The sequence below is a fragment of the Paenibacillus xylanilyticus genome (genome assembly GCF_047246825.1).
GTDB classification, from domain to species: domain Bacteria; phylum Bacillota; class Bacilli; order Paenibacillales; family Paenibacillaceae; genus Paenibacillus; species Paenibacillus xylanilyticus_B.
The window spans coordinates 43,802-66,904 of sequence record NZ_JBFOLB010000003.1 but is presented as its reverse complement, the minus strand read 5'-3'; the positions used below and the strand labels follow the sequence as shown (position 1 = coordinate 66,904).

Here is a 23,103-nt window from a genome sequence, read left to right as displayed (position 1 = left end):
AGAGGTGTGTCTTTTTTTATTTCTATGGATCATTATGGCTGTTTGGTATCACTTACGCCGTCCTCTACAACCGAATTCTCCTGCGGATCTGGCAGACTGCTGTGTCCAGAGCGGGCAATAAGGCGATTCTGTGCTTTGTACGTATCCCGCGTAATGGTTTTGGACTCTACCACTTTGCCGTCCACCTTTTTGATGCGTACGGTTTCCACAATATAACCGGGCTGCCCGTTCTGCAAAACCTGCTGGGCACCATCCGGCAGCACATTGCTGGATACATATTTCACGGGGGCACTTAACGTTTCGATCGTATGGGATTCCAGCGCGTAACTGACGTTCTCGGGAAAGGTGCCAAAAAATTTGACGGTCAACTGCTTGTTCTTCACTTCGGCATGGATCAGCAATGATTTGCCGGTATTGTTCTTGAACCTGAAATTGATTGCGCCGGAGGCAAAGGTGGCATCCAGCCCTTTCGGCAGATATTTGACGGGAATGGAATGGTTGCGCCGCTCGACAATATCGAGTCCGGTTAACAAGGCTGCATTATAGACTGTACTGGACACCTGGCATATGCCTCCGCCAATACCAGGGGTAAGACGCCCGCTGACAATGACCGGAGCTTCGCGGAAGCCATATTCCTTCTCGGCATGGCGAATGATCTTTTCGTAATCGAACATGCCTCCAGGCTCCAAAATCATGCCGTTCACGGATTGTGCTGCTGCACTGACATTATGTATGCGTCCTTCCGTGCTGCTGCCTAGCCCTGTGGAGAATTGGATGATCTTCCGCTCGATGCCTTCCTTGCGCAGAGAATCTACCGTTACTTCAGGCTGCTCTGTGTACAGCGGCAGCTGGATTATCAGCGAGGCAGGCTTGGCATCAAGATCCAGCATGGTGAAGTCATGCGGAAGCTTCGCCAGCATCTGGTTTGCAAGCTCATCCCAGGCGATCCGCCGGGCGCCCTTCTCGGGGATGTACTGGATCTTGTCGTTTGCGGTGATTCGCCGGACAGCGTCCGCGGGTGTGCCGAAGGTTTCTTTTTCCCAGGCAGGACTCAGTCTTGTTCTTAGCGGTTGGGTGTCATACAGCTGCTCGAGTGACCATTCCTCACCAAAATGATAACGGGCATACGCGCGTTCCCACACGTTTCCTTCCTCCAGCTGATGTACTGCGGACCGAAAGGCGTTGGCACTGTAACCTGCACCGGCTTCGCTGGCTGTCATGTTCAGCGTCAGGGATGCAGGCTCATCCACCTCCAGCGTGACAGGCCAGTCCTCCAGCTTTTTCAAACGTTCATCCAGTCCCATCAGCACTTCGCTCCGATTCATTCCTCCGACCTGCCAGCCGCCAACCTGTACCTTGCCGGGCAAAGCGGGTTGGTTCACATACATATACAGCAATCCATAGGAAGCGGAGCCGATGAAGAGGATCGAGAACACCATAATGACGGCCAAATGTATTTTTTTCATATCCGTACGCTCCTTTATACTTCTGATGTTCCGCATTTCGTAACACTTTCTATATATATGATCCAATGGAGGAAAACTTTCGGGTACTCAATAGGTAACAAATTTGTTACAATATATTTGTTATGCGTCCATTCATGAGGATCGAAAAAAGGATAAAATGGATTGCTCCTGATGAAATTCAGGTCTTTTTAAAGGAATTGCCGGGATTGTGTCGAAATGATAATGGCTAACTATGTGAGCAGGAAGTGATGATGTGATAGAAATGCAGGACGTGTGGAAGACCTACGCCAATGGGACCCACGCATTACAAGGGGTGTCGGTGAAGATCGACCGCAATGAATTTGTGTATATCGTCGGTCCATCCGGCGCTGGTAAATCAACATTTATGAAATTGATGTACAGGGAAGAAGTTCCGACCAAAGGACAAATATCCATCAATGGATTTAATATCGGTAAATTGAAACCACGTAAAATTCCTTATGTGCGCCGTAACATTGGCGTTGTGTTTCAGGATTTCCGCCTTTTGCCCAAGATGACGGCTTTTGAGAACGTGGCTTTTGCCATGGAGGTTATTGAGGCGCCGAAGCGTCACATCAAGAAACGGGTAATGGAAGTGCTCGATCTGGTGGGACTGCGCAGCAAGGCGAATCGTGAACCTTCGCAATTGTCAGGCGGGGAACAGCAGCGTATTGCCATCGCACGGGCGATCGTGAACAATCCGTCGGTTATTATCGCGGACGAGCCTACAGGAAACCTCGATCCGGAGACATCATGGGGCATTATGCAGCTGCTGGACGAGATTAATTTCCGGGGAACGACGATTGTCATGGCAACCCATAACAAGGATATCGTAAATACGATGCGTAAACGGGTTATTGCCATTGAACGTGGACAGATTGTGCGGGATCAGATGAGAGGGGAATACGGTTATGAATTTTAGTACTCTCTTGCGCCATATGCGGGAGGGATTCAAAAACGTATTCCGCAATGGCTGGATGTCTGTGGCATCCATCATGTCGATCATCGTGTCACTGCTGATCCTTGGTGTATTCATGCTGCTGGTGCTGAATGTGAATTCCATGGCCAATCAGGTGGACAGTCAGGTAGAGATCAGTACGTTTCTGGAGCTGAATGTGGATGAGAGCCTGCGCAATACGCTGCAGCAGGAGATCAGTGCAATGCCGGAAGTGAGTGAGATTCGCTTTGTTTCCAAGGAAGAGGGACTCAAGGAGTTCCGTGAACGTCTTGGCGAAAGTGCCAATAACGTGCTTGACGGTTTCGATGTGGATAATAATCCGCTGCCGGAGACGATTGAAGTTGAGGTCATTGAACCGGAAACCGTCACTTTTGTGGCGCAAAAAATTGAAGCATTGAACGAAAAACACCCGGAGAAGCCCATCATGAAAGTGAACTACGGCAAGGAAACGGTGGATGTACTGTTCAAATTTACACGACTTGTCCGGAATATCGGATTTATTTTTGTCGGGGGACTGGCACTGATGTCCATGTTCCTGATCTCGAATACGATTCGCGTAACGATTCTTGCCCGTCGCCGGGAGATCGGCATCATGAAGCTGGTCGGTGCCACCAACACATTCATTCGCTGGCCTTTCTTTATCGAAGGTGCACTCATTGGATTTATCGGTTCAGTGATTACGGTAGCCGTACTGTTCTTCGGTTACAGCCGCCTGCTGGCTACCATTGGTCAGGATGTATTCATGCAAATGCTTAATTTGATTCCGCTCAGCGACATTTGGTTGCTGTTTGGTATCCTCTTGATCGGACTCGGTGTGCTGGTTGGTATTTTGGGAAGTACACTGTCCATTCGCAAATCGCTTAATGTTTAATAATTTCATCCATGGAAATGCAAAAATTGTCGAATTAGAATGGCAAAGCAGGTTCACAATTGGACTCTGTTTGACGATATGTAGGGAAGACGCACTCTTTATACGATTGAAGAAAGCATAGAACATGATGTTCACCACCTGTGCAGGTTGCTTTCTTGTGAATTCATAGGATGGGGGATCACCATTTTGAAAAAAACAGCTTCGCTGCTGGCCTTCACTTTATTGGCCGGTTTGACGCTTCAACCTTCGGACGGATATGCCAAGAGTAGCATTAGCGATATAGACCAACAGATTCAACAGCTGGAGAGCAAGGCGGCTGCGGCCAAACAGGAACAGAAAAAGGCAGCTGCCAACAAGAAGCAAGCTCAGCACTACAAGAACAAAACCAATGCTTATCTGAAGGTTGTCATGGAGCAGATCAATGTTGTCAGCGATGAACTGGCGAACGTTTCATTGGAAATCGAGAATACGGAAGAGAATCTTCGCACAACGAAAAAAGATTTGCAGGCCGCAGAGGAGCGTATCGTTGCAAGGGAGAAACTGCTTGAATCCCGTGTACGTCTGATGTATACGGATGGTGCGGTATCCTATCTGGATGTGTTACTGTCTTCAACAAGCTTCTCGGATTTCCTGACGCGTGCAGATTCACTGAAAACCATTGTGGATCAGGACCAGCATCTGCTGGATGAGCACAAAAAGGACAAGCAGCTCGTTGTCGACAAAAAGGCTGAGCTGGACAAGCAGTATGCTGAAGCCAAGAGCCTGTATGCACAAAAGAAACAACGCAAGGCACAGTTAAATGAAAAGGAACAGGAGAAGCAAGTGCTTCTGGCTTCCTATGATGCTAAAATTGAAGAGTCGGAAGAGCTGACGCAGGAGCAGGAAGATGTGTTGATTCAGATCGCCAGCAAGCGTTCAACCCTGCTGCAGGAGAAAAATAAACTGCGTGAGCAGCAGGCGGCAGCCGCTGCCAAAGCCAAAGCAGCCGCTGCAGCTAAGGCAGCAGCAGCAGCGAAGGCGCCGACCAAAGTCAGCACAGGCAGCAGTGAGGCCACGTATTCAGCGGGGAATGGCATTTTCTCCAAACCTGTATCCGGTGGACGTATTTCTTCTCCATTTGGACGCCGTACACACCCTATTACGGGGGAAGTGGGAAAAATGCATAATGGTGTTGATTTCGCTGTTCCAACGGGCACATCGGTTCATGCTGCATCGGGTGGTATCGTAATCATGGCTGAGTGGTACAGTGGATATGGCTACACCGTTATCGTAGACCATGGTGGCGGTCTATGGACATTGTATGGTCATCTGCGTGAAGGCGGATTTAAGGTGAGCAAGGGAGATACGGTCAGCAAAGGCGATTTAATTGCCGAATCTGGCAATACAGGCAATTCAACAGGACCTCACTTGCACTTTGAAGTTCGGGATAATGGTACGGCAGTGAACCCGATGAACTATCTATAATGGTTTGACCGCAAGGGAATGGAATAAACATATTCCGTACAAGCTAGACATATACTAAGCTGGCATGTTCAGGGAATGGATTCAGGAAAGCAATGGAATCTGACACGCTTCAAAACTAAAGGCGGTGAGCAAACGGATGATGAAGAAGAGATCGGCGCTACTGCTTGCCATTGTAGCCCTTCTTGGAGGGAGCCTGCTTACGCTGGTACTGATGAGTTATCCAGGCATGGCCAATCAGACCACTTCGGGTGAAGGCCTGCTGGCCAGTGTAACCGGCAATACGCAGCAGAAGAACGATTTGAAGAAGATTGAAACCGCAATGGATTTGATCTCAAGCAACTACTATAAAGATGTGGACCAGACCAAATTGATCGATGGTGCGATCAACGGTATGATGGAATCCCTTGGAGATCCGTATTCCAACTACATGGGACAGGAAACAGCTGCCCAGTTCGAGGAATCCATTGAAGGTTCCTTTACCGGAATTGGGGCCGAGGTATCCTCACAGGACGGAAACGTCGTTGTTGTTTCCCCGATCAAAGGATCACCTGCCGAGAAAGCGGGTATTCGAGCCAAAGACATGATCATGTCTGTAAATGGAGAATCCCTGCAAGGCATGGAATTAAACAAGGCTGTCAACAAAATCAGGGGTCCAAAAGGCAGTGAAGCCAAGGTACAGGTGAAACGTGCCGGATCCACGGAGTTGATTGAATTTACCATTGTGCGTGATGATATTGATCTGGAGACCGTATACGCTCATATGGAGGATAACGGTGTAGGTGTCATTACCATCACCCAATTCTCACTGAACACTGGAGATCGCTTCAAGGAAGAGCTGGCGAATCTGGAGAAGCAGAACATGAAGGGTTTGGTCATTGATGTGCGTAATGACCCGGGCGGCGTGCTGCAAGTGGTTATCGATATTGCCGAGCAGTTTGTTCCAAAAGGCAAAGTGATCGTGCAGGTCGAGGACAAAAACGGCAAACGTGAGCAGAGCAAATCGAATGGTTCCAGCAAGTCGTATCCCATCACTGTACTGATGAACAAAGGAAGCGCGAGTGCGTCGGAAATTTTGGCTGGTGCATTGCAGCAGTCTGCAGGCGCAACGCTGGTTGGAGAAAATTCCTTTGGTAAAGGTACCGTACAGACGAGTTATGACAAGCAAATGGGTGACGGCAGCCTGCTGAAAATCACCATTGCCAAATGGCTGACTCCGAATGGGGACTGGATTCATGAAAAAGGCATCAAACCGGATATTGCGGTAAACCAGCCGGATTACTTCTCGGTGGCACCGATCAATAAAGAGAAATTACCTTTGAAATATGACAGTAATAGCACGGATGTGAAAAGTGCGCAGACGATGCTGAGAGGACTTGAATTTGAGCCGGATCGTGTGGATGGATACTATGACCAGAAGACGGAAGAGGCGGTCAAGGCATTCCAGAAGCAGAAAGGCATTGAGGCAACAGGCCAGATTGACGAGAAAACCGCTGAATCATTGGAAGCGGCTCTGATTGAACGCATTGCCAATCCTCAATATGATGCACAGCTGAAGCGCGCGATCGAAAATGTCTCGAAGGATATATCGACTGCCGTGTCGAAGCCATAAAGAAGGCTGATATTCAGCCTTCTTTTTTTCTGAACCGGCTGAAGGAGAGGGGTGACGGGCCACAATGGAATGGGCTTGGCCGTGGTTAACGACATTAGGGGAAGCATTGTTGCAGTTGTTTACTCAGCCGTTTTATTATATTGCGGTAATTCTGATTGCACTTATCTATCATCGTCAATTATTACAGGAACGCAGGTTATTCCATGTTCGTCTGCAGAGTTCAATTACTCAGACCATTCGTGCTTTACTGGGAGGAATAGTCATTGGTGTCATCGCCTCGGTGGTATCCATTTTTCTCGGGGCACATCTTACACTCGGCAGCGTGATCTGCATATGGGCCGCGACATTATTTCTGTCATTGTTCCGTATTCGATATCTGTGCTTTGCATACGCGGCAGGGCTGCTTGGCGTATTACAGTTCGCGCTGAATCTGGCCTCAGGGTGGCAGCCGACGGGGTGGCTTGGCAGCGTAACGGAGGCATTGCGTGCGTTGGACATGCCTGCCTTACTGGTACTGGCTGCATTGCTGCACCTCGGTGAGGCTATGCTGGTTCGCTTGCAAGGGGTAACCATGGCTTCGCCATTGCTCTTCGAAGGCAAGCGGGGCAAACTGGTCGGAGGATACCAGCTGCAGCATTTCTGGCCCATCCCGCTGCTGATTCTGGTCCCGGTAACGGGGAGCGGAGCGGAGCTCGCCTGGAGTCCGCTTTTGAGCGCAGGCAATGGTTACATGCTGTTTGCACTACCAATCATGCTTGGATTTGGTGAAGTTACACAGAGCATGCTTCCAGGGCAGAAAGTACAGATTTCGGCAAAACGGTTGCTGCTTTACGGGACTAGCCTCCTTGTGCTCAGTCTCCTGGCAGCTTGGTGGTCCCCGCTTATGGTGGTTGCTGCTCTGGCAGCATTTATCGGACATGAATTCCTGGTGTGGTACAGCGGGTTTGAGGAACAGCATCGCAGTCCGGTGTTTGTTCATCCGGCACACGGCCTGAAAGTACTTGGAATCATTCCGGACAGCCCTGCGGCAGAACTGGGAATTGAAGCAGGAGAGACGTTGTACAAGGTGAATGGCGTGATGGTTCATTCACCTGAAGAGCTGCATCGTGCCCTGCGGATGAATCCGGCCTTTTGCAAACTGGAAGTTCGCAATCATCAGGGTGAGAGCAAGTTTATGCAGCGGGCCATCTATGAAGGTGAGCATCATCAGCTCGGTGTCATTATGGCTCCGGATAATCATGAAGTTTGGGCGGTGCAGCTGCGTCCGTTATCCCTGGTTCATCTCATCACACTCAAGTTGTTTGCCCGTCGAAAAAATAATCGCAAGGACGAGGCTCCGCTGGCTCTGCCAGCTCCTGCGGTGAGTGAACAAGGATCGGTAGAAATGTAATAAGTAAAGGGTACTCCACCGCTTGAACAAGCGAGGGCGTACCCTTTTTGTTATTTTTTTAACATAAAGATGGCAATTTGCGTTCGATCACGCAAGTGTAGTTTACCGAGAATTTCGGTGACATAGTTTTTGACTGTACCCTCGCTCAGGAATAGTTTGGCGGCAATCTCCTTGTTGGACAGCCCCTCTGATATCGCCTCTGCAACAGCAAGTTCCGTTCGGGTTAGCCCATAAGACTCAAGGGATTCATGTGCCTGGGGAGCTGCAGCGGGACGAAGCAGACCCGCCAGCTTGCGGGCAATATCAGGGTGAATCAACATATCGCCGTTATGTACCGTCTTGATCCCCTGAATGATTCGGTCCGGGGGCACATTTTTGAGCAAATAACCGCTGGCCCCATTTTGCAGAGCCTGGACAATATACTCGTCATCGTCAAATGTCGTCAGCATCAGCACCTGCACGTCAGGGAAACGGGATTTAATGAGCCGAGTACCTTCGACACCATCACAGTCCGGCATCCGGATATCCATCAGTACAACGTCGGCAGTGGTTCCTGCCTCGAGCAGTTCGATCGCCTCACGTCCATTTGAAGCTGTACCTACAACGGTAATGCCGGGATCAAGTCCAATCAGTACCTTGAGACTCTCGCGGATAAAGGAATCATCATCTGCGAGGATCAACCCGATGGACTGGACCTGATCTGCATCCTGGTTGTTACTTTGTTCATTTTGTTCTGACATTAGCACAATCACTTCCTTTTTCAGATCAAATCCACTTTATTCGTAATTGGCAGGCGTGTAATGACTGTGTAGGGATAAGCTGATCGGATCTCCAGCTGACCTCCAATGGACTCTGTACGCAAACGCATCCCTTCGTGCCCCATACCCAGTTTGGTTGACTCTGCTGCTGCGCTCCGGCTGATCTGTGTTCCCGCGTGCTGTCCCTTGGTGGACGGTTGGCTCCGGATCTCCCCATCATTGCTGACCGTCATGCAGACTTCGCGCTCACCAAATGCCATTTCCACCGTAATCGTACTTGCGTTTCCGTGTCTCAGGGCATTCGTCAGGGCTTCTTTGGCATTTTTATATAATACGATCTGCATGCTCGGATACAGCACACGGGATGGACCGTGGACTTCATAACTGGTCTTCACACCGGTTTCCCTACCCACTTCCTCCAGGAGATGATCCAGTGCATAGGCATCGGATACATAGGAATTAGGCCGCAACTTGTGAAGAGTGGTGCGCATATCCTCCATACTTGCCGCCAATTGATCGCGGATCTGTCTTACCATTTCCGTACCCTGTTCGTTGTCCAGAGGGAGGGTCAACAGGGCAGCCTCGGACATCATTTTGGTGCGAATCAGGCGGTGCCCGATCTCGTCGTGGAGCTGCCTTGAAATTCGGGTACGCTCTTCCGCCTGAGCGACTCCTTCAAGCTGCTTGGTAAACAGCAGCAGCTGTGCACGTGCGTCCTGAAGCTCGTAATGTTTACTGCGAAGCTCGTCATATACCTGTTCCAGCTGTCCGCGGCTGCTCGCTGTTCTGGAACCCTGCCAGGAAAGTGCGGCGGTGAGGATCAGGGTCAGGTTACCGACAACCTTTCCGGCTGCCTCTTCATCGAATGGAGCTCCAGGCTGTGTTTGGATGGGGTGAATTGCGGTAAGCCACGGAACCACCTCCTGTGGTGGAGCAAAATGCCAATGTAACGCGATATTGCTGGCGATAAGCTGAACTCCAAGTATCAGCCAGCGCGCGGTTCCTTCTAATCTATACATATACACATAGAGCAAGGATGAGGAGAGAAACAACATAAAGGGACCGTATAAGGCAATCAGCCAACAGCTCCAGAGTATTTCGATCAAAACGAGCATCAAATGCCCAGCACCAGGACGGGCGAAGTCTTTGCAGACGGCCAGTCCGATAGCAATAATGACATACAGAGTATATAGATCATCGCGATCCAAAGGTACCATCAACAGGTACAGAACAGCTGGAACGAGAATTAAACCGTATTGCAGTAAACGCATCGGCATGGGTAAGAACATCCTTTTATTTTGAAGTGGATTGGAAAATTCCCGGTAATGCATCCCTGATTATATCACAGCCTGCTTTCCGAGCAGGAGATGACTTAAGTCACCTTCATCTTATGACCTTTCGTACCTTCGTAAAATGGTTTGATTCGTTACAATACAGATATGAAATCCGGCGTCACACCGCTGGAGTGGAAGAGGAGCGTATAAGCGATGGCTATTCTTGAAATGGATCATGTCGTAAAACGGTACGGCAGCAAGCTTTCGGTGGATCATTTGAACCTGATTGTGGAGAAAGGCGAGATTTTTGGACTGCTGGGACCGAATGGAGCAGGCAAAAGCACAACCATCAGCATGATTGCCGGTCTTCTCGGCATCGACCAGGGTGAAATTCTGCTTAATGGCATCTCGGTCAAGGAGCGGCCCCTTGAAGTCAAACGCAGGATCGGATTGGTGCCGCAGGATCTGGCCCTCTATGAAACGATGACTGCTGCGGAGAATGTCACTTTTTTTGCCCGGCTGTACGGACTGCGCGGTAAACTGCTGAAGGAAAGGGTGCAGGAGTCGCTCGAATTTGTAGGATTGCAGGACAAAGCGAAAGATACTCCTTCTACCTTCTCCGGCGGGATGAAACGTCGGCTGAACATCGCGTGTGCCATTATGCATCGGCCGGATCTGATCATTATGGACGAACCAACGGTGGGCATTGACCCCCAGTCGCGGAATCACATCCTGGAATCGGTACGTACACTCAATAAAATGGGATCAACCATCATCTATACAAGCCATTACATGGAGGAAGTTGCGGCGATCAGTAACCGGGTAGCGATTATGGATCAGGGACACATTATTGCCTGTGGTACCGAAGCGGAGCTGAGAGAGCGGGTCGCATCCGAGGAAAAAATAGTGCTTACTACTTCGGGAATTGGACCCGGTGCCGTGGAGGAATTGAAGCTTCACCCTCGTGTACATGCGGTAGAAGTGACAGGAGATATATTAACCGTTACGCTGCCTTCGGCACAGCAGGATCTGCAGGATATCCTTTTCATATGCAGTAAACATGAAATGGCCATTCAGTCGCTCAAGGTCGAAGAGCCGGATCTGGAAACCCTGTTCCTCAATCTGACCGGGCGCACGCTGCGGGACTAGGGGGTGGCTGTGATGAAGATTTGGCATATTTGCATCTTTGAACTAAGGCGGATATTGAAAATTCGATCCGTTCTGCTGAACCTGTTTATTCTGCCGCTGCTGTTGATCTTTATATTGGGGACTGCGTTATCGAGTACGATGGGAACGGGGAAGGACAATGTTCCGGACCAGGTGAGAGTGGGCGTTATCCAGACGGGTTCGAACTCGGTTTCAGATTCAGATTCGATCAGTGAAGCCTTGAATACATTTGTGAAGACCCCGGCAGTAGCCGAAATGATGAAGGTGCAGCACATGTCTACAGAGGAAGAGGCCGTACGTGCGCTAAGGCAAGGTGAACTCGATTTTGCAGTCTTGGTCCCATCGGACCTGGAACAGCGGATGATGCAGGGGGAAGAGGCCAAACTGCAATGGATTCTGGGGAAAGATAGTACGTTGAATATTGTAGGAGAGACGCTGTTTACGCGCTTCACGGATGAACTGAATAGGCATATTGCAGTAGCAGAGGTATTGGGACCGGAAGCGAGTACTGCCGTGGCGTCCAGCCCTGATGTGGGCTCGGGGAATATGTCTTATATTAACGTCAGTAATCCTGGGACAGCGGATACCTCATACAGTGCCTCTCAATATTATGCGGCATCCATGCTGGCCATGTTCATGTTGTATTCAGGCATGACGACAAGCAATAGTCTTTTTAGTGAGCGGGACAAAAAAACCTTAACCCGCCTGCAGGCAGCTCCCCTGGGCAACGGTGTCATTTTTGCAGGGAAAATTGCAGGCAACAGCCTGCTTGCCTTCATACAGGCGATGATCATCGTTCTGATGACCTATTGGTTATACGGTGTGAATTGGGGGACACATCCCTGGCTGATCGTTCTGATCTGTGTGCTGATCACCATTGCCTCGATGACAATCGGAGTCATTGTGGCTCTTGTGAGCAAAAGTTCGACCTCCGCAAGTGCGCTGATGCAAGGCATCATCATTGCCATGACGTTTATTAGCGGCGGGTTCACGCCGATTGCCATTGATTTTGTACAGCGGATTAGCGAATTCACGGTGAATCATTGGGCGCTGCAAAGTTTCCTGCGAATGATGCTGGACGCATCGATGAGCGAAATTATGCACAACATCGTCATGCTCGGTGTAGTGAGTGCCGTCTTGCTTGCTATCGCAGCTGTGATCTACAGGAAGGTGGGATACCGCTATGAATAGTCTGCATATTGCCTGGTTAATGATCAGACGTACAATAGGACGCAAACGGGGATTCATCGCGTTCCTGCTGCTTCCCTGTCTTGTTGTCACGGGCGCGGTTGCGTTATTTGGGAGCGAACAGGCCACACGAGCAGTCATCCCTTATGTAAACGAGGATCAAGGGGCGGCGGGAGCATGGATCGTGGATGAACTCGCCAATAAGGAAGAATATCTGCTCAAGTCCATGAAGAATGAGGCAGAACTGAGGGAAGCCATTACCCGGCAGAAGGGGAATTCAGGTATCATCATTCCAGCTCACTATACGGATGAGCTGCTGCAAGGCAAGCAGGTTCAAGTTGAGCTGGTTGAACTGCGTGTCAGTGAGAGTTCCTATACCCTGCGGGCTGCAGTTGAAGGGATGGCTGCCGGACTGCATCAGTCGGCAAGGGTTGTACTTGGGGCAACCAGCACTGCTTCAGATGAAGGGGGAGCGCCGGATCCCTTGGTGAAACAAGATAAATTCGAACAGCTGCTGCAAAAAACAAACGAACATCGAATCTCCGGTGAAGCTACCGATCTGCAGATGTATCCCAAACCGGGACTGAACAACGTGACCGGATTTACGATCATGTTCATGATGGGTTTGCTGACGAGCGCCGTAGCCGTCATTATGGAAGACCGCAGGCAGCGCACAATGGCCAGAGTGTACACGGCTCCAGTCCGGGCATATGAAATTGCCCTTGGCAATTTCCTGGGCAGCTTTGCAATCGGTATGATCCAGATTGTGCTTGTACTGGGGATTAGCCGCGGGCTGCTGCATTATGATGCAGGTATTCCGTTTGGCGTACACTTCCTCATCCTGGCTGCCTTTATGCTGGTCTCCATGGGCATTGCGAGTACAGTTGCCGGATTGATCCGTGAATCCAAAAATGCAAACATGCTGAACTCGCTCATAATCACGCCTACCTGCATGATTGGAGGATGCTTCTGGCCGCTGTCGATTATGCCGGACTATATGCAAAAGCTGGCGAACTTTGTCCCGCAGAAATGGACGATTCAGGCCGTCGAGACGATCTCTGCAGGAGGCACGTTAGCCGACATCAGGCTGCCGCTGCTTATTCTGTGTGGTATGGCTGCCATTTTGCTGACTGTTGGATCCGTCATTCTTCGTCCGAACCAGCCTGGTGTGGATGCATAGATTGTTGAGTTATACTGCGACAAGTCAGGGTGGGTTCATTTAATCAATAGAAAGACTTCCAAAAATTCCGAACGGCCGGGTGCACATTTGTGTATCCGGTTTTAGGGCTGTTATCAGGTAAGGAAGGTGCCAAGGGTCTGATTCGTGATGCCTGCTTTTGGGTAAATCAGTGAAGTTATACCTATGTCCTCGGGTTGTTGATGTATGATAAATTGTTCGGTAAGGAGTTAATCAGAATGGGCCCACCTTTATGCCGGATTGGTATATGGCAGCATATAACAAGGCTTGTGGGACTGTCCTGCGCCATTATGGATGTTGAACAGAAAGAGGGTAATTACTTCATGACCATCATCGGTATTGATCTGGGAACAACGAACAGCCTGGTATCCTGCTGGGCTAACGGAGAATCCGTTATTATTCCAAATGCACTCGGCAACCGTCTGACGCCCTCGGTCGTCAGTGTCGACGACAACGGTGAGATGCTCGTGGGTGAAGTGGCCAAAGAACGGCTGATTACACACCCCGAGCGCACAGCTTCTGTCTTCAAAAGGTACATGGGAACCGGGCGAACGTTCCATTTGGGTACATATCATTTTTTGCCGGAAGAGTTGTCGGCCTTTATATTGAAATCGCTGAAGGCGGATGCTGAAGCCTACCTGGGGGAGTCCGTGACCGAAGCGGTTATTAGCGTGCCCGCGTACTTCAATGATGCCCAGCGCAAGGCTACACAGCGAGCAGGAGAATTGGCTGGCCTCAAGGTAGAGCGCTTGCTCAGCGAGCCAACAGCAGCGGCCATAGCGTACGGTCTGCATCAGCAGCAGCCGGAAACGAAATTTCTCGTATTTGATCTGGGTGGCGGTACATTTGATGTATCCGTCCTGGAACTGTTTGATCAAATTATGGAAGTGAAATCGGTCGCCGGAGATAACTTTTTGGGTGGCGAGGATTTTACGCGACTACTTGTGGACTTGTTTGCCGAACAGCATCAAATAGAGCAAGATACGCTGTCAAGCAAGGCACAGTCAGCCCTTTGGAAGCAGGCGGAATCATGCAAACGCGCACTGGTCGATGGGCGTGAAGGAATGATGTCCCTAACACTGGAAGAAGGAGTACGGGAACTTCGCGTTGACCGTGCAAAATTTGATCAGGCGGCGAAGCCATTATTGGCACGATTGCAAAAACCGGTCGAGCGTGCACTGCGCGATGCTTCCGTCAAATTGAACGAGCTGGATGCCGTTATCCTTGTTGGCGGGGCTACGCGCATGCCGCTTATTTATTCGTTTACAGGCAAATTGTTTGGCAGACTGCCTGCGAATCATCTGCATCCGGATGAGGCTGTTGCCCTCGGTGTTGGTATCCAGGCAGCAATGAAGGAACGTCATGCCGATCTGGAGGAAGTAATCCTGACGGACGTGTGTCCGTACACGCTGGGGACGTCTGTATCGATGTCCCTTGGCAACGGACGATTCGAATCAGGGATGTTTGCTCCAATCATTGAACGGAACACGGTTATTCCCGTTAGTAAAGTGGAGCGATATTATACGATGCACAACAATCAGACATCGATTACTGCGGATATTTATCAGGGGGAGAGCCGTCTGGCGAAAAACAATGTCAAGCTGGGGGAACTGACGATCTCGGTACCGCCTGCACCGGCAGGGCAACAGGCCGTGGACATCCGTTTCACGTATGATATTAACGGCATCCTGGAAGTCGAAGTGACTTCCGTGGAGACAGGAGAGAAGAAGGTAGCGATTATTCAGGGCAAGGAAAGCGACCTGTCCAAAGAGGAAATTGCCGAGCGATTCAGAGCGCTGGAGGCCATCAAGATCCATCCGCGGGATCGGATGGAGAACCGTCTGCTATTGGCTCGCGGAGAACGGATGTATGAAGAATCACTCGCAGAGTACCGTACAATTATTGCCGAAGTCATGCTGCAGTTCGAGGAGACGCTCAAACGTCAGGATGACCGTGAAATCAGGAAAGAAGCAGAGAAGCTGAAGGAAGTGCTGGATCAAATTGAAAGAGTGCGGGAGTGATACGTGAATGGACATCTGGACAAGATTGGGACTTGAACCGACGCAGGATACAGGAGCCATCAGACGCGCGTATGCGAAGCAGCTCCGGAGTACACATCCGGAAGACGATCCGGAGGGATTCCAGCAATTGCGTTCGGCTTACGAGCAGGCCCTGAAGGCTGCGAAAGAACCGCTGCGGGATCAGGAGCTGCTTGCGGCACAGGAAGATCCACACGCACAGAGACGGCTCGATCCGGAAACATCCTCTGTTCAGATGGAGGGCCCTCTGCAGGAATCTGCTTCCGGGTCGGAAGATGGTCCAGTATACTTTACCGTTGATCACTGGGATGCTCCTGTTGAGACGGCAGCAACTTCGCTTCAGGATACAGAAGCAGTGGATGATACCGTACGATTGTTTGAACGGGCAAGTTATATTGTAGAGGATGTTTTCAAACGCTCCGATTCGGCCGTATGGGAGGACTGGCTGCAGAGCGAGGAACTGTGGCAGCTGGATGTGAAATTTTATGCGGGAACGGAACTGCTGCGTATGCTGTTTGAACGCCCTTTTTTACCGAAAACCATCTGGGGCCGATTGGATGACTTTTTTGGCTGGACCGAACAGCGGGAAGAGTTGAAAGAGGTGCTTCCGGAGGAGATCGCAGAGTACCCTGGCCTGGAACTGGGGCGTCCGTGGGAGCTGCGTTATGATACGTTTGATCCGGGAAGGGACGTGGACTATGAGACCTTCATTCGCCTGCGGGATACGGCATTTCAGCTGATGCTGCAAGGAGACGTTGCCGATGCCGGAGTTCATATTGATGCAGGGATGGCACTGTATCCTGATGATCCGGATCTGATACGTCTGGCAGCCAAATTTCGCTTGTGGAACAAGGAGGAAGACGCAGCTCTGCTATTGTTTGAACGGCTGGCTGCACTGGAGCCAGATGCAGTGGATGGACTGCTGCATAGCGCAAGATTGCTGCATGCCGCCGGACAAAAGGAACAGGCAGAACAGCTGTACCGCAAGGTGCTGGAGCAAGAACCTCACCAACTGGATGCATTGAATGGATTGGCCTTGTTCTATCAGGAGCAGGGTGAACTGGATACAGCGCTGACCATGGTTGAGCAGATTGTAGCGCTGCATCCACATGATGTGGAGATGCAGATTACGCTGCTGGAGCTGAAACGGAAACGGGTTGAGCAAAAGATCAGAGCGGCTGAGCAGGAAGCGGATGCGGTCGTTCGTCGCAGGATGCAGCGTGAAGCTGCCGAGGGGTATGCTGAACTGTGGAACGATGAGCAGCTTGTTCAGTATCTCGGTGAAATTAATGTAAACGAGGAGTTGGATGCGGCCTTATATCTGCTCTGGGCCCAGGGCTTGGTTCGAATAGGCAAAGGCGAGGAAGGGATTGAAGCCCTTCAGTATGCTGAGGCTGCTGCGAGCAGGGAAGGGACCAGCAGCTTTTCGATATTGCTTGAACGGGGACAACTGCATTTGCGCTTGGATAATAATACGGCTGCCATACAGGATCTGGGCCGAGCAGTGGAACTGGAACCGTCCCATGCGGAGGCCAGACATCTGCTGGCGAGTGCTTACCAGAGAGAAGATCAGCTTGAGCCTGCCATTGAACTATCAGGTCAGGCGATTGAACTGAACTCTGAACCGTATGAATATTATTCGCTGCGGGCACTTTGCTATTTTAGAATGGGTCGTTATGAAGAAGCGCTCACCGACTATGAGATCGTTGTGGTTAAGGAGCCTGATTTTGCCAATGCCTGGTACCGGAAAGGGTTTGCGCATCTGAAACTGGGGCAGTATACCGAAGCTGTGCATTCTCTTGAAACCTCTGTGGCTTATGAGCATGAATCCGTCATTTATTATTATCTGGCCATTGCGCGAGCGAGGCTGGGTGAGATGGAACAGGCACTGGAGGACATTCGCCAGTTTCGCAGCGAGGACCCGGAGGATCAGGACGGTCCGTTAATTGAAGGAGATATACTGCGTTTACAAGGGCAGATGTTTCAGGCACACAATACATACGTCAATGGTCTACACGAACATCCCAACGTATATGAGCTTGCCAAAATGGCTGTCGTTTGCATTATGGAGTCTGATATCCAGGAGAAGGATACGCACTTGAACAAGCTGGCAGAGATGATGTCCAACATGGAGTCAGTCGAAACATGGGGTCTGCTGTTCATTGCAAGATATCTGGTGGAAATCAAAGATTGGGGAAGTGTCCGCGCTTATGTTGAAGCCTATGTGGACGGGGAAGAACCTGGGGATATCGATCCGCACATCTGGCTGTATTCCGGGATTGCAGCCTATCATGCAGGGGATATGGATATGGCTGTTCTTGAACTGGGCAAAGCCTATGGCGCAGGCCTGCGAGGGGATGTGTGCAGTGTGCTGAGCATGGTGTATTACGATAAGAATGAATGGGATCAGGCTCTTGCCTATGCTGAAGAGGCTCTTCACAGTCAGTCCAATCATCCGGATTATGTTGTTCGTCGTCATGCGATTGCAGCTCGTGCTGCAGAACGAGGATTTTCCTTTTTGAAAAAACTTCGCAAATCCAAGCCGGCGCATGAGCTGTGGCCTTCGACTGTACCCCTTCAGTATCTGATGCCAGACGACGTTATCGACTTACACTTTATATAGGGAGGAGGGCGAGAACATGGGAGAGGACAGAGGAGCGGCCCGGACTGTGCGGGGGATTACGGATAAACAGTTGTGGTTTCGGGGTATGAGCGCCATCATGGACGAGATGAATGGACTGGATATGCGCAACAATTATGAGCATGATGAGGACGAGGAAGAAAGGAATCGATTCCGTACTTCTCTGGAAGAAGAATGGCGTATTCATAACAGGGAAGAGCTCCTGTCGGCTTTGGAATGGATCCGGGAAGGCGGACATCGGATTGCGTTTGAACGAATGAGAACTTTTATGAATGCCTTGTCGGAAGCCAATCAATGGAAGTGCATTCACTCCCTTAATCCGGAAACTGGCCGATATCATGAGTATCTGGTGGTCAAAACGTACATGTACAAACTGCCTCCTGCCGGCATCGCAGCCTGGGATTGGGGAAGATACGCGAACTTGTGCCGCAAAAGTGCTTATGTCGGTTTTATCACTGAGGTGGAAGCTGAACAATTGATGTTGCAGGCTGCCCTTGAAGCGCAATCGGCTTATTCTTCGTGGAAAGAGTACGCGGTCGCCTTCTTGGCAGGCAGGCTGTACTGGTTGGAACAAACGGCCGAGCCGCTGGTTCAGCGCCAGGTGAATTATGTGCGTAATTTGTTTGCTCAATCGAACAGCATCTATAATAAGGTAGACTGGTATCTCCCGCTGCAGTAAAATAGAAACACAAAAGCACGTTCTACTGAATTCGGTTCAGCAGGAACGTGCTTTTTTGCGAGGAAACAGGATACCTCATCGTTTGAAGAATAGGACGTTTAGGGTTGCAGTTGACGCAGGACGGTAATTTCCACCCGGCGGTTTTTTTGCCTGCCGGCTGCAGTGGAGTTATCACCGGTAGGACGTGTGTCCGCATACCCGGCATACTGAAAGCCGTCAGGGTCCAGGTTCTCTTTGTCCAGAAAAAAGCGCAGTACAGACAGCGCGCGTTCGCCGGAAAGCTCCCAGTTGTCTTTATATGAAGAGTTGGCCCCGACAGGTACGTTATCGGTATGACCTTCGATACTGACAATAGTGCTCAGATCACGGAACAGACTCGCAAGTTTGCTCAGTGTGGGTGCAGCATCGCTTTTGAGGGCGGCCTGTCCTTGATCAAACAGAAAGCGATCACTAAGTGTGATGGATATTCCCTGTGGATTGTCTGCGACAAAAATCTGATTTTCCAGGTTATTATCCTCGATATACCGGGTAATCACATTGAACAGATTCTGCAGCTCTTCCTCCTGGGATCGAAACTGCTCTTCCCGTTCCGTCAGCGGCTGATCTTCGCCCTCAGGAGTTGCTGCATCCTCACCCTGAGTTTCGCTTGGAGGAACCTCGGTAATCGTTTGTCCTGCTGTTTCATCCATGCCGTTACCGAGTTCAAGAATGGAATCTGATTGATTAAATGTATTTTGGAGTGATTGGGTAACTACATCGTATTTCCCGGAATCCAAGTTGCTCATGGCGTACATGATTACAAAAAAGATCAGCAGCAACGTAATGAGATCGGCATAGGTAATCATCCAGCGATCCCGATGATCGCCAGGTTCACGTTTACCGCGCCTTCTATTGCGCCGACTCATCCAATCCCTCCTTCGCTACGGGACGTGAGATTTGACGATGGGTGAGCGTGAAGGACTCCAGTCGTTTGCGTACGAGATGAGGGTTCTCTCCATTCTGGATGGCGAGCACACCTTCAAGCAGCATCTCCATCATCTGGATGTCTTCGGCACTCCGTGATTTAATTTTGGATGCAATGGGCAAAAAGATAAGATTGGCACTGGCTACCCCGTATAAGGTGGCAGTAAAAGCTACAGCGATGGCTGGGCCCAGTCCGGTAGGATCTGTCAGGCTGCCTAGAACCTGAATAAGTCCCATGACCGTACCGATGATACCCATCGTTGGAGCGTAACCTCCAGCGGATTCAAAAATTTTGGCATAACCTTCATGCTTTTGTTCCACCGAATCGATCTCCAGCTCCATGATCTGACGAATCACATCCTGATCGGTGCCATCGACAACCATCTGGATGCCGTCTTTCAGAAAAGGATGCGGATGATCCATCACCTGGCGTTCCAATGCAAGCACGCCTGAGCGGCGGGCAATCGAAGACATGTCCACTAATTCTTTCATCCATTTTTTTGGATCATTGTCATTACGTCCAAAGGCCATGCGCAGTGCAGCCGGAATGGTACGCAGCCGATGAGCCGGGAAACTGGCCACCACTGCAGCAATTGTTCCACCAAATACAATCAGAGCAGCCGTTTTTTGCAGCAGGCCGGACAATTGGCCGCCTTCCCACAAAAAACCGCTAATCACTGCGGCAATCCCGGCTATGATGCCGATAAGTGTCGCAATATCCATAAATTAACCCACTCCTGTCTTTACTTCACGTTTGCATCACATGTACGAACGAGGTATAATTATACGGGAACAAATATTCCTATTACTATAAGTTTTCCCATATTAAAATTCGGGGAACTTCGACAATATATAGTGACTATTATTTTAGACGATAGGGTGAGATACGGCAATGAGCGATATTATAATGAGCGACAAAACGTTCGAGATCGAGTCCGAGTTTTCTCCCCAAGGTGACCAGCCTGCTGCCATAGAAGAACTGGTGCAGGGTGTTCAGGAAGGGAAAAGATATCAGACGCTGCTGGGTGCAACAGGAACAGGTAAGACGTTCACAATTGCGCAGACTATTGCCAAGCTGCAACGTCCCACGCTGATTATTGCCCACAATAAAACGCTGGCAGCACAGCTTGCGAGTGAGTTCAAGGAATTCTTTCCAAACAACATGGTTGAGTATTTTGTCAGTTACTACGATTACTATCAGCCAGAAGCATATATTCCGTCTTCCGATACGTACATCGAGAAGGATTCAAGCATCAACGAGGAAATTGACAAGCTGCGTCACGCTGCGACCAGTTCATTGTTTGAACGCCGTGATGTCATTATTGTAGCGAGTGTATCCTGTATCTACGGTTTGGGATCGCCGCATGATTACTCCAGCATGTTGCTGTCACTGCGCGTAGGCATGGAGAAGCCGCGCAATCAGATCTTGTCCCGTCTGGTAGAGATTCAATATCAGCGGAATGATATCAACTTTGTGCGGGGCACGTTCCGTGTGCGTGGCGACGTTGTTGAGATTTTCCCGGCATCCAAGGGTGAACACGCGATTCGGGTGGAGCTTTTTGGAGACGAGATTGAGAAGATTACGGAAATTGATGTGTTAACCGGAGAACTGATCGGTGAGCGCGATCATATTGCCATCTTCCCGGCATCTCACTTCGTAACCCAGGAAGAAACGATGCGGGTCGCACTCGTCAACATTGAGCGTGAACTGGAAGAGCGACTTGAAGTGCTGCGCGAACAGGGCAAACTGCTGGAGGCACAGCGACTGGAGCAGCGTACGCGCTATGATATCGAGATGATGAAGGAAGTTGGATTTTGTTCAGGGATCGAGAACTATTCCGGACCGCTGACATTCCGTGAACGTGGCGATACACCGTATACCCTGCTGGATTACTTCCCGGATGACATGTTAATCGTGGTCGATGAGTCTCATGTAACCCTTCCACAGATCCGAGCGATGTATAACGGTGACCAAGCGCGGAAGACAGTTCTGGTAGATCACGGTTTCCGTCTGCCATCTGCACTGGATAACCGTCCGCTGAAATTCGAAGAGTTCGAAGAGAAGATGAATCAGATTATCTATGTATCGGCAACACCAGGACCTTACGAGATTGAGCATACGGATACGATGGTGCAGCAGATCATTCGTCCAACCGGTCTGCTTGATCCGATTATTGAGCTTCGCCCAACGAAGGGTCAGATTGATGATCTGATTGGTGAGATTAATGATCGGATTGCGAAGGATGAACGTGTACTCATCACGACGCTGACGAAGAAAATGTCCGAGGATCTGACCGATTATCTGAAGGAAATCGGAATCAAGGTGCGTTATCTGCACTCCGAGATCAAGACATTGGAACGTATGGCGATCCTGCGTGATCTACGGCTGGGAACATTCCATGTGCTGATCGGTATCAACTTGCTAAGAGAAGGCTTGGATTTGCCGGAAGTTTCGCTTGTTGCGATTTTGGATGCCGATAAGGAAGGATTCCTTCGCTCTGAACGTTCACTGATCCAAACGATCGGTCGGGCAGCGCGGAACAGCGATGGCCGAGTTATTCTGTACGGCGACAAAGTGACCGATTCGATGGACAAAGCGATGAAGGAAACGGAACGCCGTCGTGAGATTCAAATTGCATATAACGAGAAGCATGGAATTACTCCACAGACGATTCGCAAAAAAGTGCGTGATGTGATTGAGGCCACCAAGGTTGCCGAATCCAAAAACGAGTATCTTACAGGCGCTGCCGAGAAGATGTCGAAGAAGGAACGCCAGTCGCTTATTCAGCGTCTTGAGGCTGAGATGAAAGATGCCGCCAAGAACCTGCAGTTTGAGCGTGCGGCTGAACTTCGCGATGCTTTGCTGGAGTTACGCGCAGAGTAAGTTGATAAATAGATATGCAACAAGAGAACGGCCAGACGGCCGTTCTCTTGTTGAGTAAAGAACCAGCAATCATTGACCGATAATTAGACATGTTGAAAATCTGTAATCAGGTCTATACTGGTAGAAAAGTTGAAATTGGTTAAAAGGTTTATAGGGAAAGTATTTGGAAGTCGTGTACTCGGGAGCCGAGCCAGGGCAATGGCGACTTACCGCGAGCGAGGCGAAGCCGTGAGCGTCCCGGTGTTCAAGGGGAGCCGAGCCAAAGGCAATGGCGACCTACCGCGAACGAGGCGGAGCCGTGAGCGCCCTGGTGTTCAAGGGGAGCCGAGCCAAGGGCAATGGCGACTTACCGCGAGCAAGGCGAAGCCGTGAGCGTCCCGGTGTTAAGGGGAGCCGAGCCAGGGCAATGGCGACTTACCGCGAGCGAGGCGAAGCCGTGAGCGTCCCGGTGTTAAGGGAAGCCGAGCCAAAGGCAATGGCGACCTACCGCGAACGAGGCGGAGCCGTGAGCGCCCTGGTGTTCAAGGGGAGCCGAG

At 50.3% G+C, this 23,103-nt stretch carries 18 protein-coding genes; 13 read left to right on the top strand and 5 right to left on the bottom strand.

From position 1 onward, the window contains the following. Window positions 1–32 precede the first annotated feature (32 nt). Entirely contained in the window at window positions 33–1,466 is a 1,434-nt protein-coding gene (locus AB3N00_RS19740; protein WP_413036125.1) for a VanW family protein, read from the bottom strand. 253 nt (window positions 1,467–1,719) lie between these two features. Between AB3N00_RS19740 and ftsE the strand changes: the two genes are divergently transcribed. From ftsE to AB3N00_RS19715, 5 genes are all read left to right on the top strand, one after another. Then, on the top strand, window positions 1,720–2,406 hold the full coding sequence (gene ftsE, locus AB3N00_RS19735) for a cell division ATP-binding protein FtsE (protein ID WP_056693908.1): 687 nt from the start codon (window positions 1,720–1,722) through the stop codon (window positions 2,404–2,406). Beyond that, the gene (ftsX, locus tag AB3N00_RS19730) at window positions 2,396–3,313 is read left to right on the top strand and encodes a permease-like cell division protein FtsX (protein ID WP_413036124.1); all 918 of its coding nucleotides are present in this window, start codon (window positions 2,396–2,398) and stop codon (window positions 3,311–3,313) included. The genes ftsE and ftsX overlap by 11 nt, the downstream gene beginning before the upstream one ends. Before the next feature lie 186 nt (window positions 3,314–3,499). Further along, on the top strand, window positions 3,500–4,777 hold the full coding sequence (locus AB3N00_RS19725; RefSeq protein ID WP_413036123.1) for a murein hydrolase activator EnvC family protein: 1,278 nt from the start codon (window positions 3,500–3,502) through the stop codon (window positions 4,775–4,777). A gap of 136 nt (window positions 4,778–4,913) precedes the next feature. Next, the gene (locus AB3N00_RS19720; RefSeq protein ID WP_413036590.1) at window positions 4,914–6,386 is read left to right on the top strand and encodes a S41 family peptidase; all 1,473 of its coding nucleotides are present in this window, start codon (window positions 4,914–4,916) and stop codon (window positions 6,384–6,386) included. A 64-nt stretch (window positions 6,387–6,450) separates the two neighbouring features. Beyond that, window positions 6,451–7,776, top strand: coding sequence for a PDZ domain-containing protein (locus AB3N00_RS19715; RefSeq protein ID WP_413036122.1), 1,326 nt, complete (start codon window positions 6,451–6,453; stop codon window positions 7,774–7,776). Between the two features lie 50 nt (window positions 7,777–7,826). Here the strand turns inward: AB3N00_RS19715 and AB3N00_RS19710 are convergent, their stop codons facing one another. Continuing rightward, window positions 7,827–8,516: a response regulator transcription factor gene (locus AB3N00_RS19710; protein WP_413036121.1), complete on the bottom strand. Its 690-nt coding sequence runs from the start codon at window positions 8,514–8,516 to the stop codon at window positions 7,827–7,829. A gap of 20 nt (window positions 8,517–8,536) precedes the next feature. After that, window positions 8,537–9,811 carry a sensor histidine kinase gene (locus tag AB3N00_RS19705; protein WP_413036120.1) on the bottom strand — a complete coding sequence of 425 codons (1,275 nt, stop codon included), beginning with the start codon at window positions 9,809–9,811 and terminating at the stop codon, window positions 8,537–8,539. A gap of 210 nt (window positions 9,812–10,021) precedes the next feature. Here AB3N00_RS19705 and AB3N00_RS19700 point away from each other — a divergent pair, with 210 nt between their 5' ends. The 6 genes from AB3N00_RS19700 to AB3N00_RS19675 all read left to right on the top strand — a co-directional run bounded on the left by AB3N00_RS19700 (window position 10,022) and on the right by AB3N00_RS19675 (window position 18,720). Continuing rightward, on the top strand, window positions 10,022–10,957 hold the full coding sequence (locus AB3N00_RS19700) for an ABC transporter ATP-binding protein (protein WP_413036119.1): 936 nt from the start codon (window positions 10,022–10,024) through the stop codon (window positions 10,955–10,957). A 12-nt stretch (window positions 10,958–10,969) separates the two neighbouring features. Continuing rightward, window positions 10,970–12,166, top strand: coding sequence for an ABC transporter permease (locus tag AB3N00_RS19695; RefSeq protein ID WP_413036118.1), 1,197 nt, complete (start codon window positions 10,970–10,972; stop codon window positions 12,164–12,166). Continuing rightward, window positions 12,159–13,343 (top strand): ABC transporter permease, encoded by a 1,185-nt coding sequence (locus AB3N00_RS19690; protein ID WP_413036117.1) that lies wholly within the window; start codon window positions 12,159–12,161, stop codon window positions 13,341–13,343. The genes AB3N00_RS19695 and AB3N00_RS19690 overlap by 8 nt, the downstream gene beginning before the upstream one ends. Window positions 13,344–13,684: 341 nt before the next feature. After that, on the top strand, window positions 13,685–15,382 hold the full coding sequence (locus AB3N00_RS19685; RefSeq protein ID WP_413036589.1) for a molecular chaperone HscC: 1,698 nt from the start codon (window positions 13,685–13,687) through the stop codon (window positions 15,380–15,382). A 7-nt stretch (window positions 15,383–15,389) separates the two neighbouring features. Beyond that, entirely contained in the window at window positions 15,390–18,023 is a 2,634-nt protein-coding gene (locus tag AB3N00_RS19680; RefSeq protein ID WP_413036116.1) for a tetratricopeptide repeat protein, read from the top strand. Window positions 18,024–18,039: 16 nt separating this feature from the next. Then, on the top strand, window positions 18,040–18,720 hold the full coding sequence (locus tag AB3N00_RS19675) for a DUF1266 domain-containing protein (protein ID WP_413036115.1): 681 nt from the start codon (window positions 18,040–18,042) through the stop codon (window positions 18,718–18,720). 98 nt (window positions 18,721–18,818) lie between these two features. Here the strand turns inward: AB3N00_RS19675 and AB3N00_RS19670 are convergent, their stop codons facing one another. Then, a complete protein-coding gene (locus AB3N00_RS19670) occupies window positions 18,819–19,625 on the bottom strand; it encodes a flagellar motor protein MotB (protein ID WP_413036114.1) in 807 nt (268 codons plus the stop codon). Next, window positions 19,609–20,406 carry a flagellar motor protein gene (locus AB3N00_RS19665; protein ID WP_413036113.1) on the bottom strand — a complete coding sequence of 266 codons (798 nt, stop codon included), beginning with the start codon at window positions 20,404–20,406 and terminating at the stop codon, window positions 19,609–19,611. Before AB3N00_RS19665 ends, AB3N00_RS19670 begins: the two co-directional genes overlap by 17 nt. A gap of 169 nt (window positions 20,407–20,575) precedes the next feature. Between AB3N00_RS19665 and uvrB the strand changes: the two genes are divergently transcribed. Beyond that, the gene (gene uvrB / locus AB3N00_RS19660; protein WP_153980105.1) at window positions 20,576–22,567 is read left to right on the top strand and encodes an excinuclease ABC subunit UvrB; all 1,992 of its coding nucleotides are present in this window, start codon (window positions 20,576–20,578) and stop codon (window positions 22,565–22,567) included. Between the two features lie 129 nt (window positions 22,568–22,696). Further along, window positions 22,697–22,939 (top strand): hypothetical protein, encoded by a 243-nt coding sequence (locus AB3N00_RS19655; RefSeq protein ID WP_413036112.1) that lies wholly within the window; start codon window positions 22,697–22,699, stop codon window positions 22,937–22,939. Window positions 22,940–23,103: the final 164 nt, after the last annotated feature.

Excerpts from the sequence above, each read along its gene's own strand:
- AB3N00_RS19665 (WP_413036113.1), bottom strand. The coding sequence starts at position 20,406 with ATGGATATTGCGACACTTATCGGCATCATAGCCGGGATTGCCGCAGTG.
- AB3N00_RS19695 (WP_413036118.1), top strand. The coding sequence starts at position 10,970 with ATGAAGATTTGGCATATTTGCATCTTTGAACTAAGGCGGATATTGAAA.
- AB3N00_RS19705 (WP_413036120.1), bottom strand. The coding sequence starts at position 9,811 with ATGCCGATGCGTTTACTGCAATACGGTTTAATTCTCGTTCCAGCTGTT.
- AB3N00_RS19685 (WP_413036589.1), top strand. The coding sequence starts at position 13,685 with ATGACCATCATCGGTATTGATCTGGGAACAACGAACAGCCTGGTATCC.
- uvrB (WP_153980105.1), top strand. The coding sequence starts at position 20,576 with ATGAGCGATATTATAATGAGCGACAAAACGTTCGAGATCGAGTCCGAG.
- AB3N00_RS19680 (WP_413036116.1), top strand. The coding sequence starts at position 15,390 with ATGGACATCTGGACAAGATTGGGACTTGAACCGACGCAGGATACAGGA.
- AB3N00_RS19690 (WP_413036117.1), top strand. The coding sequence starts at position 12,159 with ATGAATAGTCTGCATATTGCCTGGTTAATGATCAGACGTACAATAGGA.
- AB3N00_RS19740 (WP_413036125.1), bottom strand. The coding sequence starts at position 1,466 with ATGAAAAAAATACATTTGGCCGTCATTATGGTGTTCTCGATCCTCTTC.
- AB3N00_RS19670 (WP_413036114.1), bottom strand. The coding sequence starts at position 19,625 with ATGAGTCGGCGCAATAGAAGGCGCGGTAAACGTGAACCTGGCGATCAT.
- AB3N00_RS19720 (WP_413036590.1), top strand. The coding sequence starts at position 4,914 with ATGATGAAGAAGAGATCGGCGCTACTGCTTGCCATTGTAGCCCTTCTT.
- AB3N00_RS19700 (WP_413036119.1), top strand. The coding sequence starts at position 10,022 with ATGGCTATTCTTGAAATGGATCATGTCGTAAAACGGTACGGCAGCAAG.
- AB3N00_RS19675 (WP_413036115.1), top strand. The coding sequence starts at position 18,040 with ATGGGAGAGGACAGAGGAGCGGCCCGGACTGTGCGGGGGATTACGGAT.
- AB3N00_RS19710 (WP_413036121.1), bottom strand. The coding sequence starts at position 8,516 with ATGTCAGAACAAAATGAACAAAGTAACAACCAGGATGCAGATCAGGTC.
- ftsX (WP_413036124.1), top strand. The coding sequence starts at position 2,396 with ATGAATTTTAGTACTCTCTTGCGCCATATGCGGGAGGGATTCAAAAAC.
- AB3N00_RS19715 (WP_413036122.1), top strand. The coding sequence starts at position 6,451 with ATGGAATGGGCTTGGCCGTGGTTAACGACATTAGGGGAAGCATTGTTG.